Origin of the sequence: Xanthomonas hortorum, assembly GCF_024339125.1 — a bacterium.
Taxonomy (GTDB): Bacteria; Pseudomonadota; Gammaproteobacteria; order Xanthomonadales; family Xanthomonadaceae; genus Xanthomonas; species Xanthomonas hortorum.
Map to the genome: position 1 here is coordinate 2,658,994 of NZ_CP101417.1, position 15,352 is coordinate 2,674,345.

The following is a 15,352-nucleotide window of genomic DNA, read 5'->3' on the forward strand; positions in this document are numbered from 1 at the left end:
CATGACTATGCATCTCAATGACCTCAAGCCCGCTGACGGCGCCCGTACCGAGCGCACGCGCGTCGGTCGCGGCATCGGCTCCGGCCTTGGCAAGACCTGCGGCCGCGGCCACAAGGGCTCGTTCGCTCGCAAGGGTGGCGGCAAGATCAAGGCGGGCTTCGAAGGCGGCCAGACCCCGATGCAGCGTCGTCTGCCGAAGATCGGCTTCCGCTCCAAGATGGCGCGTGACAGCGCTGAAGTGTTGTCCTACCAGCTGGATAAGCTGGAAGCCGGTGAGATCGACTTTGCAGCGTTGCGTGCGGCCAATCTGGTCCCGAGCCGCGCCAAGAAGGCGAAGATCGTGCTGAAGGGCGAGCTAAGCAAGAAGTTCGTGCTGAAGGGTGTCGCTGCGACTGCAGGCGCCAAGGCAGCAATCGAAGCTGCCGGCGGCAGCGTAGAGGAGTAATCGGCAGATGGCGCAGGCTGGCATTGGTAACCTCGGTGGCGGGCTTGGCAAGTTCACGGAACTTCGCCAGCGGCTGTTGTTCGTCCTCGGGGCATTGATCGTCTATCGCATCGGCTGCTATGTGCCGGTGCCTGGCGTTAATCCCGATGCCATGCTTTCGTTGATGCAGGCGCAGGGTGGCGGCATCGTGGACATGTTCAACATGTTCTCGGGCGGCGCCCTGCACCGTTTCAGTATTTTTGCGTTGAACGTGATGCCGTATATTTCGGCATCGATCGTGATCCAGTTGGCCACGCACATCTTTCCCGCCCTCAAGGCGATGCAGAAAGAAGGCGAATCCGGCCGACGCAAAATCACCCAGTATTCGCGCATCGGTGCGGTGCTTCTGGCAGTAGTGCAGGGCGGCAGTATCGCGCTGGCACTGCAGAATCAGACCGCGCCGGGTGGCGCTCCGGTGGTTTACGCGCCGGGCATGGGCTTTGTGCTGACTGCAGTGATTGCACTGACCGCCGGCACCATCTTCTTGATGTGGGTTGGCGAGCAGGTGACTGAGCGCGGCATCGGTAACGGTGTGTCGCTGATCATCTTCGCCGGTATCGTCGCAGGGCTTCCGTCGGGCGCAATCCAGACTGTCGAGGCGTTCCGCGAAGGCAATCTGAGCTTTATCTCGCTGTTGCTGATCGTCATCACCATCCTGGCGTTTACGCTGTTTGTGGTGTTTGTCGAACGCGGACAGCGGCGTATCACGGTCAATTACGCGCGTCGCCAAGGCGGCCGCAATGCCTACATGAATCAGACCTCGTTCCTGCCGTTGAAGCTCAACATGGCAGGCGTGATTCCGCCGATCTTCGCATCCAGCATCCTGGCATTCCCGGCGACGTTGTCGATGTGGTCGGGTCAGGCAGCATCGGGGAGTGGCGTGGGTTCGTGGCTGCAGAAGATCGCCAACGCGCTTGGACCTGGTGAGCCAGTGCACATGCTGGTGTTCGCTGCACTGATCATCGGCTTCGCGTTCTTCTATACCGCGCTGGTGTTCAACTCGCAGGAAACTGCCGATAACCTCAAGAAGTCCGGTGCATTGATTCCGGGTATTCGTCCGGGCAAGGCCACTGCGGATTATGTGGACGGCGTGCTGACGCGTTTGACTGCGGCTGGTTCGTTGTACCTGGTGATCGTCTGCCTGTTGCCGGAAATCATGCGCACGCAGCTCGGCACCTCGTTCCACTTCGGTGGCACCTCGCTGCTGATTGCGGTGGTAGTGGTGATGGATTTCATTGCGCAGATCCAGGCGCATCTGATGTCGCACCAGTATGAGAGTTTGCTGAAGAAAGCCAACCTCAAGGGCGGCTCGCGCGGCGGTCTGGCGCGCGGTTAAGTGGTACACTAGAACTTCATTACGTGAAGACGGCCTGGTTCCCGGGCCACGATCTTCCGATCAGAAGGGCGGCTCGCGCGACGTCTCGCGCGCGGGTGTGACGAGGTGGTCCTGTGCGGGAGTAGTACAGGCGATTCGGAGAAGTTTTCTGGATCAACATCGTCCGGCGCCGGAGCGAGGGCACACTCCCCACGCCGGGTCCATGGAACTTTCTGGTTCCACGGGCTTCAAAGCAATCCGAGGCCTTGCTACAATTCCGAGTTCACTTTTGATCCATCCTGCCGGATGGCGCCTGGGCGCTGTCGGGCCATCACTCAGTTGGAGAATCGCGTCATGGCGCGTATTGCAGGCGTCAACCTGCCAGCCCAGAAGCACGTCTGGGTCGGGTTGCAAAGCATCTACGGCATCGGCCGTACCCGTTCGAAGAAGCTCTGCGAATCTGCAGGCGTTACCTCGACCACGAAGATTCGTGATCTGTCCGAACCCGAAATCGAGCGTTTGCGCGCCGAAGTCGGCAAGTATGTCGTCGAAGGCGACCTGCGCCGTGAAATCGGTATCGCGATCAAGCGACTGATGGATCTGGGCTGCTACCGCGGTCTGCGTCATCGTCGTGGTCTCCCGCTGCGTGGTCAGCGTACCCGTACCAACGCCCGCACCCGTAAGGGTCCGCGCAAGGCGATCAGGAAGTAAGGGATAGATCATGGCAAAGCCAGCAGAAAAGAAAACGAAGAAGAAGATCAAGCGCGTCATCACTGACGGCGTCGCTCACGTCCACGCTTCGTTCAACAACACCATCATCACCATCACCGATCGCCAGGGCAATGCGCTGTCGTGGGCTACGTCCGGCGGCGCCGGGTTCCGTGGTTCGCGTAAGTCGACCCCGTTCGCTGCTCAGGTTGCCGCCGAAAAGGCTGGCCGCGCTGCGCTCGATTACGGCGTGAAGTCGCTGGAAGTGCGTATCAAGGGTCCGGGTCCGGGCCGTGAGTCGGCCGTGCGTTCGTTGAACAACGTGGGCTACAAGATCACCAACATCATCGACGTGACGCCAATCCCGCACAACGGGTGCCGTCCGCCGAAGAAGCGTCGCGTCTAAGGGAGCGATAAGAAATGGCTCGTTATATCGGTCCTACCTGTAAGCTCGCCCGCCGCGAAGGCGCCGACCTTTCCCTCAAGAGCCCGGCGCGTGCGCTGGACTCCAAGTGCAAGCTTGAGCAAAAGCCCGGCCAACACGGCGCGGCTCGCAAAGGCAAGCTCTCCGACTACGCTACCCAGCTGCGTGAAAAGCAGAAGGTCAAGCGCATCTACGGTTTGCTGGAACGTCAGTTCCGCAACTACTACAAGAAGGCCTCGACCAAGAAGGGCAACACCGGCGAGAACCTGCTGCAGCTGTTGGAAACCCGTCTGGACAACGTCTGCTATCGCATGGGCTTTGCCGTCACCCGTCCGGCCGCGCGCCAGCTGGTGTCGCACCGTGGCGTGCTGGTCAATGGCAAGTCTGTGAATCTGGCTTCGTACCAGATCAAGGCTGGCGATGCGATCACGTTGTCGGAAAAAGCACAGAAGCAGCTCCGCGTGCAGGAAGCCCTGACCGTGGCTGAGCAGCACGACATGACGCCGTCGTGGGTCGAAGTCGATTCGAAGAAGTTCAGCGGCGTGTTCAAGGCTGTTCCGGATCGTGCCGACCTGCCTTCGGATATCAACGAAGCGCTGATCGTCGAGTTGTATTCGAAGTAATTCACATTGGAGAGCCTCCGGCACCGCCGGAGGTTCGCAGGAGACCCCGCAACATGACGGTTACCGCCAACCAGGTTCTGCGCCCCCGTGGTCCGCAGATCGAACGTCTTACCGACAATCGCGCAAAGGTCGTGATCGAGCCCTTGGAGCGCGGTTACGGGCACACGCTGGGCAATGCCCTGCGTCGTGTGCTGTTGTCGTCGATCCCGGGTTTTGCGATCACCGAGGTCGAGATCGATGGCGTGCTGCACGAGTACACCACGGTCGAAGGGCTGCAGGAAGACGTGCTTGACGTCCTGCTCAACCTGAAAGACGTGGCGATTCGTATGCACAGTGGCGATAGCGCCACGCTGTCGCTGTCCAAGCAGGGTCCGGGTACGGTCACTGCGGCCGACATCAGGACCGATCACAACGTCGAGATCGTCAACGGCGACCATGTGATCTGCCACCTGACCAAGGACACGGCGCTGAACATGCGCCTGAAGATCGAGCGTGGCTTCGGCTATCAGCCGGCTGCCGCACGTCGTCGTCCGGACGAAGAGACCCGTACCATCGGTCGTCTGATGCTGGATGCGTCGTTCTCGCCGGTGCGTCGCGTTGCCTATGCCGTGGAAGCTGCGCGTGTGGAACAGCGCACCGACCTCGACAAGTTGGTGATCGATATCGAAACCAACGGCACGATCGATGCCGAGGAAGCCGTGCGCACTGCCGCCGACATCCTTAGCGATCAGCTGTCGGTGTTCGGTGATTTCACCCACCGCGATCGCGGTGCGGCCAAGCCGGCTGCCAGCGGCGTGGATCCGGTGCTGCTGCGCCCGATCGACGACCTCGAGCTGACAGTGCGTTCGGCCAATTGCCTGAAGGCCGAGAGCATCTACTACATCGGCGATCTGATCCAGAAGACCGAAGTGGAGCTGCTCAAGACCCCGAATCTGGGCAAGAAGTCGCTCACCGAAATCAAGGAAGTGCTGGCACAGCGCGGCCTTGCACTGGGCATGAAGCTGGAGAACTGGCCGCCGGCCGGTGTCGCTCAGCACGGCATGCTTGGTTAATGTGTCAAGGCATGGGCGTCTTCGGGCGCCCATGTTTGTTTTTCCACATCGACGGGCCAAAGCCCGCGGTGACATCCGGTCAAAGGACGGCCGGCTCGGACCAACCGCAGTCCATTCAACAGCGCCAGGATGGCGACAACGTCTCTCAAGCAGTCTCAACATTCTTAGGAAATCACACTCATGCGTCACCAGAAATCCGGTCGTAAGTTCAACCGTACCAGCGCGCACCGCGAAGCCATGTTCCGCAATATGGCCGCTTCGTTGTTCAAGCACGAGCTGATCAAGACCACCTTGCCGAAGGCCAAGGAACTGCGTCGCGTCGCCGAGCCGCTGATCACCATCGGTAAGGTCGATGGCGTTGCCAATCGTCGTCTGGCGTTCGCGCGCCTGCGCGACAAGGAAGCAGTGGGCAAGCTGTTCGTCGAGCTGGGCCCGCGTTACGCGACCCGTCCCGGCGGCTACCTGCGTATCCTGAAGGCCGGCTTCCGTGCCGGTGACAATGCGCCGATGGCGTATGTCGAACTGGTCGACCGTCCGGTCGTCGCCGAGGAAGTGGCCGAGTAATCGGATCGCTGCTCGCAAAGATTCCTGAAAAAGCCCGGCTAGCGCCGGGCTTTTTCATTGGTGCGTCGAACGTGATTGCGTTGACGACAGCGGTGCGTATGGCGGCGTAATGACAGCGTCGCGCAGTCGCCAGATGCCGGGTCGGTGCTGCTTTGCTGCTGGATGCGATCACGGGCGGGTGTTGTCTTGATGCTGTCAGGCAGATACGCGCTGTGTGCTTGGCGCCCTCCGAGCCGGCAGACGCAGGCTTGCGTGGTCATGGCGGCGGCGATGGCAGATAATCCATGACTCGATCCTAGGCAAGCGGTAACGATGAATCCATTTCGTTGGGGTTTCCGGGCACAGTTTCTGCTGGGCTTTCTTGCATGCGCAGGATTGCTTGCCTATGCGATCTACGTGCAGCTGCATCTTGGGCTTGAACCATGCCCGCTGTGCATTTTCCAGCGCATCGCATTTGCGGCACTGGCGGTGTTTTTCCTGCTGGGTGCGTTGCATGGGCCACGCGCTGCGGGCACGCGCAAGCTCTATGGTGTGCTGAGTTTCATCGCTGCCGGGGTGGGCATGGGTATCGCGTCGCGGCATGTCTGGGTGCAGGTCCGGCCCAAGGACATGATGTCGTCGTGCGGGCCGCCGCTGAGCTTTCTGAGCGAGACGATGGGGCCGTTCGAAGTGTTCCGCACCGTGCTGACCGGCACCGGCGATTGCGGCAATATCGATTGGCGCTTTCTGGGCCTGAGCATGCCGATGTGGAGCATGCTGTGGTTCGTGGCGCTGGCGCTGTGGGCGCTGTATGCCGGGTTCAAGCAGCGCGGTCAGCGCAAGTTGTTCTAACCGTTCCGGCAATGGCCGGCGCCCGAGATTTCTGGAGTTCACGATGTCCGCTTCCCTTCATCCGTCCGTCAACGAGGCAGACCAGTGGTCGCCGCAGAGTTGGCGCCAGCGTCCGGCGCTGCAGATGCCGACCTACCCGGACGCAGCTGCGTTGGAGCACACCTTGGACGAGTTGCGGCAGCTGCCGCCGCTGGTGACCTCGTGGGAAATCTTTGCGCTCAAGCGCCAGCTGGCCGAGGCCCAGGAAGGCAAGCGTTTTCTGCTGCAAGGTGGCGATTGCGCGGAGAATTTCAGCGATTGCGAATCGGGCACGATCTCCAACCGCTTGAAAGTGCTGCTGCAAATGAGCCTGGTGCTGGTGCACGGCCTGCACCTACCGGTAGTGCGCGTAGGACGCTTTGCCGGGCAGTACGCCAAGCCGCGTTCGGCCGACACCGAAACCCGCGACGGGGTGACCTTGCCGAGTTATCGCGGCGATGTGATCAATGCGCCGGCGTTCACCGAAGCGGCGCGCATACCGGATCCGCGCCGCATGATCACCGCGCATTCGCGCTCGGCGATGACGATGAATTTCGTGCGCGCATTGATCGACGGTGGCTTTGCCGACTTGCACCACCCCGAATACTGGAATCTGGATTGGGTGGGCTATTCGCCGCTGGCGGCGGACTACCAGAAGATGGTGTCCTCGATCGGCGATGCGGTGCGCTTCATGGAAACCTTGTCCGGGGCGGAGGTGTACAACCTCAATCGCATCGATTTCTACACCTCGCACGAGGCGCTGTTGCTGCCGTACGAGGAAGGCCTGACCCGGCAGGTGCCGCGCCAGTGGGGCTGGTTTAACCTGAGTACGCATTACCCGTGGATCGGCATGCGCACCGCTGCGCTGGATGGCGCGCATGTTGAGTACTTGCGTGGCGTGCGCAATCCGATCGCGATCAAGGTCGGGCCGTCGGTGCAGCCGGACCAGCTGTTGCGCTTGATCGATGTGCTCAATCCGGAAGACGAACCCGGCCGCCTGAGCTTCATCCATCGTATGGGCGCGGCCCAGATCGCCGAAAAATTGCCGCCGCTGCTGGATGCGGTCAAGCGCGATGGACGGCGTGTGCTGTGGGTGTGCGATGCAATGCACGGCAATACCGAAAGTACCGGAAATGGCTATAAAACAAGGCGTTTCGACAATATCCGCAGCGAGGTGGAGTTGTCGTTCGATCTGCACGCGGCAGCCGGGACGCGGCTGGGCGGTGTGCATCTGGAGCTGACCGGCGAAGACGTCACCGAATGCACGGGCGGCGCGCGCGAGTTGACTGAGCGCGATCTGGAGCGCGCCTATCGTTCCAGCGTGGATCCACGCTTGAACTACGAACAGTCGCTGGAAATTGCGATGGCGATCGTGCGCAAGCAACAACAGGTGGTGGCGCAACCGCTGGGCGCGTGATTTCAATGTGCGTATGACGTGATGCTCATGCCGCTTGCGGCATGATCCTGCAGCCATCCCTCTTTCCCCCCACAGGAGGAACGGTTTGACTGCCGATTGGAACGTCATCCGCGAATACGCAATCCCGCTTGGTGCCTCGCTCTTGGCGGGCATCGTCGTCTGGTCGTTGATGCTGTGGCTGTTTCGCCGCATGCAAGGCCGCGACTATCGCCGCGCACGCATCATTCGCGTGGTCACCCTGCCGGCTGCCTTCATCCTGCCGTTGCTGTTTCTGGGCATCGCCACCGAGGCGACGCCGCTATCGGGCAAAGGCCTGGCAGCGGTGCAGCATCTGTTGCATGTCGGCATCGTCGGCTGCGTGACCTGGTTATTGGTACGCGCGGTCGCTGCCGGTGAGATGGCAATTCTGCGCAGCAACCCGATCGAGGTGTCCGACAACCTCACCGCACGGCGTATCCAGACCCAGACCCGTGTGCTGAGCCGGGTGGTGATGGGCGCGGTGATCCTGCTCGGTATCTCGGTGGTGCTGCTGACATTTCCGCAGGTGCGCCAGATCGGCAAGACGCTGCTGGCCTCGGCCGGCATCATCGGGCTGGTGGCCGGTATCGCGGCCAAGCCGGTATTCGGCAACTTGATCGCCGGTCTGCAGATCGCGTTGACGCAGCCGATCCGGCTGGACGATGTGGTGATTGTGGAGGGCGAGTGGGGCCGCATCGAGGAGATCGGTAGCTCGTATGTGGTGGTGCGGATCTGGGACGAGCGGCGCATGGTGGTGCCGTTGACCTGGTGGATCGAGCACCCGTTCCAGAACTGGACACGCAGCAGCGCCGATCTGCTCGGTACCGCGTTCCTGTGGCTGGATTACCGCACCCCGATCGCGGCGGTGCGCGCCGAGCTGGAGCGCATCTGCAAAAGCGAGCCGCTCTGGGATGGGCGCGTGTGCGTGACCCAGGTGACCGAAACCAGCGAGAGCACGATCCAGGTGCGTCTGCTGGTGAGTGCACGTAATTCCGGCGATGCGTTCGATCTGCGCTGCATCGCGCGTGAGCGCATGATCGACTTCCTCACCCGTGAGCACGCTTACGCACTGCCAAGGATCCGCGCCGAGATCGCGGCGCAGGAGAAACCGCCGGTGCATGCAGCCGAGCCGATCGCCCAGGAGAGCGTGCGCTCGCCCGGTGCCGAAGACGGCGAGCCTGCGACTACGGTTTAGGCACTGTCACCGGCACCGGCACGGCCGTGGACGCAGCGGCCGGTGCGCTCGGCGCATAGCTGGGCGCAAAGCGCGCCTTGCTGCGCTGCTCGTAGGCGTAGGTCAGTTCGATCAAGCGCGGCTCGCTCCAGGCGCTGCCCATGAACAGCAGGCCGAGCGGCAGGCCCTGGGTCTGCCCCATCGGCACGCTCAGGCTGGGATAACCGGCCACCGCGGCGGCGCCGTAACCGGCGCCGGGAAAGGTATCGCCCTTGACCAGATCGGTGACCCAGGCGGCGCCGGTGGTCGGTACGATCAGCGCATCCAGGCGATGGGCCTTCAGTGCGGCGTCGATGCCTTCGGGCCCGGCCAGTCGCTTGGCGGTGGCGTGCGCAGTGAGGTACGCGGGGTCTTCCAGGCCAGGTGCCGCCTGCGCTTGCTCGAACAGCTCCTGCGCGAAGTAGGGCATCTCGCGCTGCGCATGCGTGCGATTGAAGGCGATTAGCTGTTCCAGGCTCGACACCGGTGCGGCGTGGCTGCGCAGATAGGCATTCAACCCGGCCTTGAATTCGACCAACAACACCGTCTGCTCAGCGGCATCCCACTTGCCATCGGTGGCCAGGCTGGTTTCGATGACCGTAGCACCCGCTGCACGCAGGCTCTGCAAGGCGCGATCCAGTGCTGCAGCAATGGCGGGATCTTCGCGCAGCGGGTTGCGCAACAGGCCCAGTCGCGCGCCACGCAAGCCATCGGGTTTGAGGTGCGCGAGATAGTCCGGCGTTGAAGACGGCGCATCGCGTGTGGCCGGATCCTGCGGATCGGGTGCGGCGATCGCCTGCAGCACTGCAGCAGCATCGGCCACACTGCGCGTCATCGGGCCGGCGGTGTCCTGGCTGGCCGAGATCGGGATGATGCCGTCGCGGCTGATCAGGCCCACGGTCGGTTTGAGTCCGACCAATCCATTTACCGAAGCCGGGCAGGTGATGCTGCCATCGGTTTCGGTGCCGATGCCGACGGTGGCCAGGCTAGCGGCGATCGCCGCGCCGGTGCCGGCACTGGAGCCGCAGGGATTGCGATCCAGCGCGTAAGGATTGCGGGTCAGGCCGCCACGCGCGCTCCAACCGGAGCTGGACTTGGTGGAGCGAAAATTGGCCCACTCACTGAGGTTGGTCTTGCCCAGGATCACCGCGCCGGCCGTGCGCAGGCGCTGCACCTGAAACGCATCGCGGCTGGGCTTGAAATCGGCCAGGGCCAGCGAGCCTGCGCTGTTGACCATCGGCACAGCATCGATGTTGTCCTTGAGCAACACGGGAATGCCATGTAACGGGCCGCGCACGCGACCGGCGCGGCGTTCGGCGTCCAATGCGCGGGCATCCGCTTCGGCCTGCGGATTGAGTTCGATCACCGAGTTGAGTTTGGGGCCGGCGCGATCGATCGTAGCGATGCGCTGCAGGTATGCACGCGTGAGTGCCAGGCTGTTGGTCTTGCCGGAAGCCATACCCGCCTGCAGACCGGCGATGTCGGCATCGGTCAGATCCAGTTGCTCGGCGGTCGGTACATTCGCATCTACCTGTGTCAGGCCGTCAACGGGCGCAGGGCCATCGGCATGCGCACAGCCGCACAGCGCAAGCAATAGCGCAAAAGACAAGGTGGTGGATTGCATTGATGGTCTTCCCCGGGGACTGTTCGCAGGCTAACGGCGCTGCGTCGGGGTGACAACGTGTAGGACGTACCCGCAGACGGGCAGGGTGCGTCAGCGACGCCGGCGCTTGAGCAGATCGCGTGCCAGCACGCCGACCACGATCAGATTGATTGCCAGTACGCCCCAGGCGGTCCAGCCGGGATGGCGGACGATGGCGTAGATATCGAATGGCAGATAGATGGCCGCCGACAGGCAGCCCAATACCGAGGCCCATGCCTTGGCACGCCACAACCCCCAGGCTTCCACGACGTGTAGCAGGCCGTAGGCCAGCATGGCGGCAGCGGCCAGATGGACAGCGTCGGGACTGATGGTCTTGAGCAACGACGGCAGTGCGCCGTGGTCGGGATCCAGACTAAACCGGCGGATCAGGGTACTGACCGCGTTTTGCAGCGGGAGCGGGCCCAGAATTTCCAGGCCCGTCGCCGCCAACAGCGCAAGCGTCCCTTTGACCGCCTCTAGCAAGGCGATCACATGCAGCCCCGGATGCGCACGCGGATCCGGGCTGTAGGGTTTGTTGCTCACGACCGTGGGCTAACCAGCAACTCAGCCCGAACGGCCGGAGCGCTTACGATCACTTTCGGTCAGGCCCTTCTTGCGCAGGCGGATTTCCTTCGGGGTGACTTCAACCAGCTCGTCGTCCTCGATGAAGTCCAGTGCCTGCTCCAGCGTGTACTTGATCGCCGGGGTCAGCTTGATCGCATCGTCCTTGCCCGAGGCGCGCATGTTGGTCAGCGGCTTGGTCTTGATCGCATTGACGGTCAGATCGTTGTCCTTGGAGTGGATACCGACCAGCTGACCTTCGTACACGTTGTCGCCTTCGGCAGCGAACAGACGGCCACGCTCTTCCAACGGCCCCAGCGCATAGGCCGGGGTGGCGCCTGCAGCGTTGGCAATCATCACGCCGTTCTGGCGCTTGGCGATCGCGCCCTGTTCCTTCGGACCGTAATGGTCGAACACGTGGAACAGCAGGCCCGAGCCCTGGGTCAGGGTGCGGAACTCGTTCTGGAAGCCGATCAGACCACGCGCCGGGATCATGTAATCCAGACGCACGCGGCCCTTGCCGTCGGACTCCATGTTCTTCAGCTGGCCCTTGCGGCTGCCCAGCTTTTCCATCACGCCGCCCTGGTGCTGCTCTTCGATATCGACCACAAGCTGTTCGATCGGCTCCATCTGCTTGCCGTCGATCTCCTTGATGATCACTTCCGGACGCGACACGGCCAGCTCGTAGCCTTCACGACGCATGTTTTCGATCAGCACCGACAGATGCAGTTCGCCACGGCCGGAGACCAGGAACTTGTCGGCGTCGGAACCTTCTTCGACCTTCAGCGCCACGTTGTGCACCTTCTCGCGGTCCAGACGGTCGCGCAGCTGGCGGCTGGTCAGGAACTTGCCGCCGGACAGGTCCTTGTTGCCGGCGAACGGCGAGTTGTTGACCTGGAAGGTCATCGAGATGGTCGGCTCGTCCACGGTGAGCGGCGGCAGGCCTTCCGGCGCGTCGAGCGCACACACGGTGTCGGAAATGGTCAGCTCGGACACGCCGGAGATGGCCACGATGTCGCCGGCCTCGGCGGTGTCCTGCTCGATGCGCTCAAGGCCCAGGAAGCCCAGCACCTGCAGCACCTTGCCCTGACGCTTCTTGCCTTCGCGGTCGATCACGCTGACCGGCATGTTCTTCTTCAACACGCCGCGCTGGATACGGCCGATGCCGATCACGCCGACGAAGTTGTTGTAATCGAGCTGGCTGATGCGCATCTGGAACGGGCCGTCCGGATCCACGTCCGGTGCCGACACGTGCTGCATGATCGCTTCGTACAGCGGGGTCATATCGCCGTCGCGCACGCTCGAATCCAGGCTGGCGTAGCCGTTCAATGCAGAGGTGTAGACGATCGGGAAGTCCAACTGCTCGTCGGTTGCGCCGAGCTTGTCGAACAGGTCGAACACCTGGTCGATCACCCAGTCCGGGCGCGCGCCGGGACGGTCGATCTTGTTGACCACCACGATCGGCTTGAAGCCCATCGCAAAGGCCTTCTGGGTCACGAAGCGCGTCTGCGGCATCGGGCCGTCCATCGCGTCGACCAGGATCAGCACCGAGTCCACCATCGACAGCACGCGCTCGACTTCGCCACCGAAGTCGGCGTGTCCCGGGGTGTCGACGATGTTGATGCGGTTGCCGTTCCAGGTGATGGCCGTGTTCTTGGCCAGGATCGTGATGCCACGTTCCTTTTCCTGATCGTTGCTGTCCATCACACGCTCAGCCAACACGGTGCGTTCGGACAGGGTGCCGGACTGCTTCAGCAGGCAGTCGACGAGGGTGGTCTTGCCATGGTCGACGTGCGCGACGATGGCGATATTGCGGAGTTTTTCGATGGACATGCGGAAAGGGCCCCTGTCTGGCGCCAGTCTTGAGAAGGTAAGCCCGACATTATAGCGGTTTCGTTGCCGTGCCGTTGCGCCCGGCCGTCAGATGGTTCAAGACGCCCATTCAGCTTGCTGTGCACCCCCCGACAATGGTCGTACGTCTGCACGGCCGGCTGCACGCCCGGGTGTATTCTAATGGGCTGTCATACACCCTGAAACCTGCAAGGATTTCCATGTCCCTGATTGCCCATTTCGACACCACCCGCGGCCCGATCGTGGTTGAGCTGTTCGCCGACAAGGCCCCGCTGACCGTTGCCAACTTCGTCAACCTGGTCCAGCGCGGTTTCTACGACGGCCTGAGCTTCCACCGCGTCATCGCCGACTTCATGATCCAGGGCGGCTGCCCGGAAGGCTCCGGCCGCGGCGGCCCGGGCTATCGTTTCGAAGATGAAGCCAACAACGGCGTCGGTCACGACCGCGGCGTGCTGTCCATGGCCAATGCCGGCCCCAACACCAACGGCAGCCAGTTCTTCATCACCCATGTCGCCACCAACTGGCTGGACGGCAAGCACACCGTGTTCGGCAAGGTCACCCAGGGCCTGGACGTGGTCGATGCGGTCGCCCAGGGCGATGTGATCAACAAGGTGACGATCGAAGGCGATACCGACGCCGTGCTGGCCGCCAAGGCCGACCGCGTCGCGGAGTGGAACAAGATCCTCGCCGCCTGATGTCTTTCCCCGAACGGCCGCCAAGTGCGGCCGTTCGCTTGTCACTGCGCGCCGCCAGGCCTTGCGCCACGCCAGCGTGCACCTCCACCCACGTTTTTTAGCAGAGGAAACTCCCCATGAAAGCACCTGTTCGTGTTGCCGTGACCGGCGCTGCCGGCCAGATCGGCTATGCCCTGCTGTTCCGCATCGCCTCCGGCGAAATGCTGGGCAAGGATCAGCCGGTGATCCTGCAATTGCTGGAACTGTCCAATGAAAAGGCCCAGGCCGCGCTCAAGGGCGTGATCATGGAGCTGGAAGACTGCGCATTCCCGCTGCTGGCCGGCGTGGTCGGCACCGACGACGCCGAAGTGGCGTTCAAGGACATCGACGTTGCGCTGCTGGTTGGCGCGCGTCCGCGCGGCCCGGGCATGGAGCGCAAGGACCTGCTGCTGGAAAATGCCAAGATCTTCACCGCGCAGGGCGCTGCCCTGAACAAGGTCGCCAAGCGTGACGTCAAGGTGCTGGTGGTCGGTAACCCGGCCAACACCAATGCCTACATCGCGATGAAGTCGGCGCCGGATCTGAACCCGAAGAACTTCACCGCCATGCTGCGTCTGGACCACAACCGTGCGCTGAGCCAGCTGTCGCAAAAGCTCGGCAAGCCGGTCGGCGGTATCGAGAAGCTGGTGGTGTGGGGCAACCACAGCCCGACCATGTACCCGGACTACCGTTTCGCCACCTCCGATGGCGCCTCCATCGGCGATGCGATCAACGACCAGGAATGGAACGCGTCCACCTTCATCCCGACCGTGGGCAAGCGCGGCGCGGCGATCATCGAAGCACGCGGCCTGTCTTCGGCTGCGTCGGCCGCCAATGCCGCCATCGATCACGTGCGTGATTGGGTGCTGGGCAGTGACGGCAAGTGGGTGACCATGGGCGTGCCGTCCGACGGCTCCTACGGCATTCCCGAAGGCGTGATCTTCGGCTTCCCGGTGATCACCGCCAATGGCGAGTACACCCTGGTCAAGGATCTGCCGATCGACGACTTCAGCCAGAAGTACATCGACAAGACCCTGGCCGAGCTGGAAGAAGAGCGCAGCGGCGTGTCGCATCTGCTGGGCTGAGTTTTGCTTTAGGTTGTAACGAAAACGCCGGGCAGTGCCCGGCGTTTTTTATGCGTCGCGTAAGTGATGCGTTGCGTTGTGGCGCCAAAAATCAATCACGCACGTCGATGGTGGACTCTCCGTGCGGTAGGTGCTGCCGCCGCACTCTGATCAACTCGCGCGATGCGATCGGCTTACGCCAGACCTTCGGCCTTCAATGCGGCCTGCACATCGGCATCGGCCAGCATGCGCTGCACGAACGCATCCAGTGCATTCAAGCCACTCAGATTCACGCCGACCTTCTGCGCCCACAACAAAGTCACGAACAGATACGCATCGGCACCGGTATGGGTGTCGCTGGCCAGCCAGGTACGATCCTGCAGATGCGTGTTGGCACGTTCGTACAAGGTGCGCAACTTGCTGCGTGCGTCGTCGTGGCTGCGCGCAAGCAGTGCGTCGTCTTGCAGATACGCAGTGCTGCCGAAGATCGGCTTGAATGTCGGATGCACATCGGCATTGGCGAAGGCGATCCAGCGATTGATCTCGGCGCGGCTGCGCGCAGTGCCGTCGCCGGACAGACCGGTAAGCGGTGCGATGTCGGCGATGTAGTTGAGGATGGCCGCGTTCTGATTCAACGCCCAATCGTCGACCACCAACAGCGGAACCGCGCCGGCCGGATTCAGGCGCAGATACTCGGGGGACTTCATCGTGGCGGCATCGACAACGGTCAACTCGAACGGCAGGCCCGACCAGCGCAACACGATGTGATCTGCCAGCGAGCACGCGCCGGGCTTGGTGTACAGCTTCATAGGAATTCCACGCGAGAACGAAGGCGCAAGCTTAGCGGCAACGCA

At 62.6% G+C, this 15,352-nt stretch carries 16 protein-coding genes; 12 read left to right on the forward strand and 4 right to left on the reverse strand.

The genetic code is table 11. From position 1 onward, the window contains the following. The first annotated feature begins 1 nt into the window (after position 1). The 10 genes from rplO (at position 2) to NMB96_RS11400 (ending at position 8,649) form a co-directional block, all read left to right on the forward strand. Complete coding sequence (gene rplO / locus NMB96_RS11355) at positions 2-445, forward strand: 50S ribosomal protein L15 (protein WP_012439114.1); 444 nt, start codon at positions 2-4, stop codon at positions 443-445. Between the two features lie 7 nt (positions 446-452). Next, positions 453-1,820, forward strand: a complete 1,368-nt coding sequence (gene secY / locus NMB96_RS11360) for a preprotein translocase subunit SecY (RefSeq protein WP_023902825.1) — start codon at positions 453-455, stop codon at positions 1,818-1,820. Positions 1,821-2,153: 333 nt separating this feature from the next. Further along, on the forward strand, positions 2,154-2,510 hold the full coding sequence (gene rpsM / locus NMB96_RS11365; protein ID WP_003486672.1) for a 30S ribosomal protein S13: 357 nt from the start codon (positions 2,154-2,156) through the stop codon (positions 2,508-2,510). A 10-nt stretch (positions 2,511-2,520) separates the two neighbouring features. Beyond that, positions 2,521-2,913 carry a 30S ribosomal protein S11 gene (gene rpsK, locus NMB96_RS11370; protein ID WP_002811645.1) on the forward strand — a complete coding sequence of 131 codons (393 nt, stop codon included), beginning with the start codon at positions 2,521-2,523 and terminating at the stop codon, positions 2,911-2,913. 14 nt (positions 2,914-2,927) lie between these two features. After that, on the forward strand, positions 2,928-3,554 hold the full coding sequence (rpsD, locus tag NMB96_RS11375; RefSeq protein ID WP_002811641.1) for a 30S ribosomal protein S4: 627 nt from the start codon (positions 2,928-2,930) through the stop codon (positions 3,552-3,554). A 53-nt stretch (positions 3,555-3,607) separates the two neighbouring features. Then, entirely contained in the window at positions 3,608-4,606 is a 999-nt protein-coding gene (locus tag NMB96_RS11380) for a DNA-directed RNA polymerase subunit alpha (protein WP_023902826.1), read from the forward strand. Between the two features lie 180 nt (positions 4,607-4,786). Further along, positions 4,787-5,170 (forward strand): 50S ribosomal protein L17, encoded by a 384-nt coding sequence (gene rplQ, locus NMB96_RS11385; protein ID WP_003486665.1) that lies wholly within the window; start codon positions 4,787-4,789, stop codon positions 5,168-5,170. Positions 5,171-5,482: 312 nt separating this feature from the next. Further along, positions 5,483-6,001: a disulfide bond formation protein B gene (locus NMB96_RS11390; protein ID WP_255086896.1), complete on the forward strand. Its 519-nt coding sequence runs from the start codon at positions 5,483-5,485 to the stop codon at positions 5,999-6,001. A 43-nt stretch (positions 6,002-6,044) separates the two neighbouring features. Next, on the forward strand, positions 6,045-7,436 hold the full coding sequence (locus NMB96_RS11395) for a class II 3-deoxy-7-phosphoheptulonate synthase (RefSeq protein WP_006450651.1): 1,392 nt from the start codon (positions 6,045-6,047) through the stop codon (positions 7,434-7,436). Positions 7,437-7,521: 85 nt separating this feature from the next. Then, entirely contained in the window at positions 7,522-8,649 is a 1,128-nt protein-coding gene (locus NMB96_RS11400; RefSeq protein WP_074056773.1) for a mechanosensitive ion channel family protein, read from the forward strand. Here the strand turns inward: NMB96_RS11400 and NMB96_RS11405 are convergent. The 3 genes from NMB96_RS11405 to typA all read right to left on the reverse strand — a co-directional run bounded on the left by NMB96_RS11405 (position 8,639) and on the right by typA (position 12,703). Next, a complete protein-coding gene (locus NMB96_RS11405) occupies positions 8,639-10,276 on the reverse strand; it encodes an amidase (protein ID WP_255086956.1) in 1,638 nt (545 codons plus the stop codon). The genes NMB96_RS11400 and NMB96_RS11405 overlap by 11 nt on opposite strands. A 105-nt stretch (positions 10,277-10,381) precedes the next feature. Further along, positions 10,382-10,801 carry a DUF2127 domain-containing protein gene (locus NMB96_RS11410; protein WP_180336502.1) on the reverse strand — a complete coding sequence of 140 codons (420 nt, stop codon included), beginning with the start codon at positions 10,799-10,801 and terminating at the stop codon, positions 10,382-10,384. A gap of 72 nt (positions 10,802-10,873) precedes the next feature. Then, entirely contained in the window at positions 10,874-12,703 is a 1,830-nt protein-coding gene (gene typA / locus NMB96_RS11415) for a translational GTPase TypA (protein WP_006450655.1), read from the reverse strand. Positions 12,704-12,921: 218 nt separating this feature from the next. Between typA and NMB96_RS11420 the strand changes: the two genes are divergently transcribed. Together NMB96_RS11420 and NMB96_RS11425 are read left to right on the forward strand one after the other, a co-directional pair. Beyond that, positions 12,922-13,416, forward strand: coding sequence for a peptidylprolyl isomerase (locus NMB96_RS11420; protein WP_006450656.1), 495 nt, complete (start codon positions 12,922-12,924; stop codon positions 13,414-13,416). A 116-nt stretch (positions 13,417-13,532) separates the two neighbouring features. Further along, positions 13,533-14,519 carry a malate dehydrogenase gene (locus tag NMB96_RS11425; protein WP_006450657.1) on the forward strand — a complete coding sequence of 329 codons (987 nt, stop codon included), beginning with the start codon at positions 13,533-13,535 and terminating at the stop codon, positions 14,517-14,519. A gap of 173 nt (positions 14,520-14,692) precedes the next feature. Here NMB96_RS11425 and NMB96_RS11430 read toward each other — a convergent pair whose 3' ends face one another. Next, on the reverse strand, positions 14,693-15,307 hold the full coding sequence (locus tag NMB96_RS11430; protein WP_023902834.1) for a glutathione S-transferase family protein: 615 nt from the start codon (positions 15,305-15,307) through the stop codon (positions 14,693-14,695). Between the last annotated feature and the right edge of the window lie 45 nt (positions 15,308-15,352).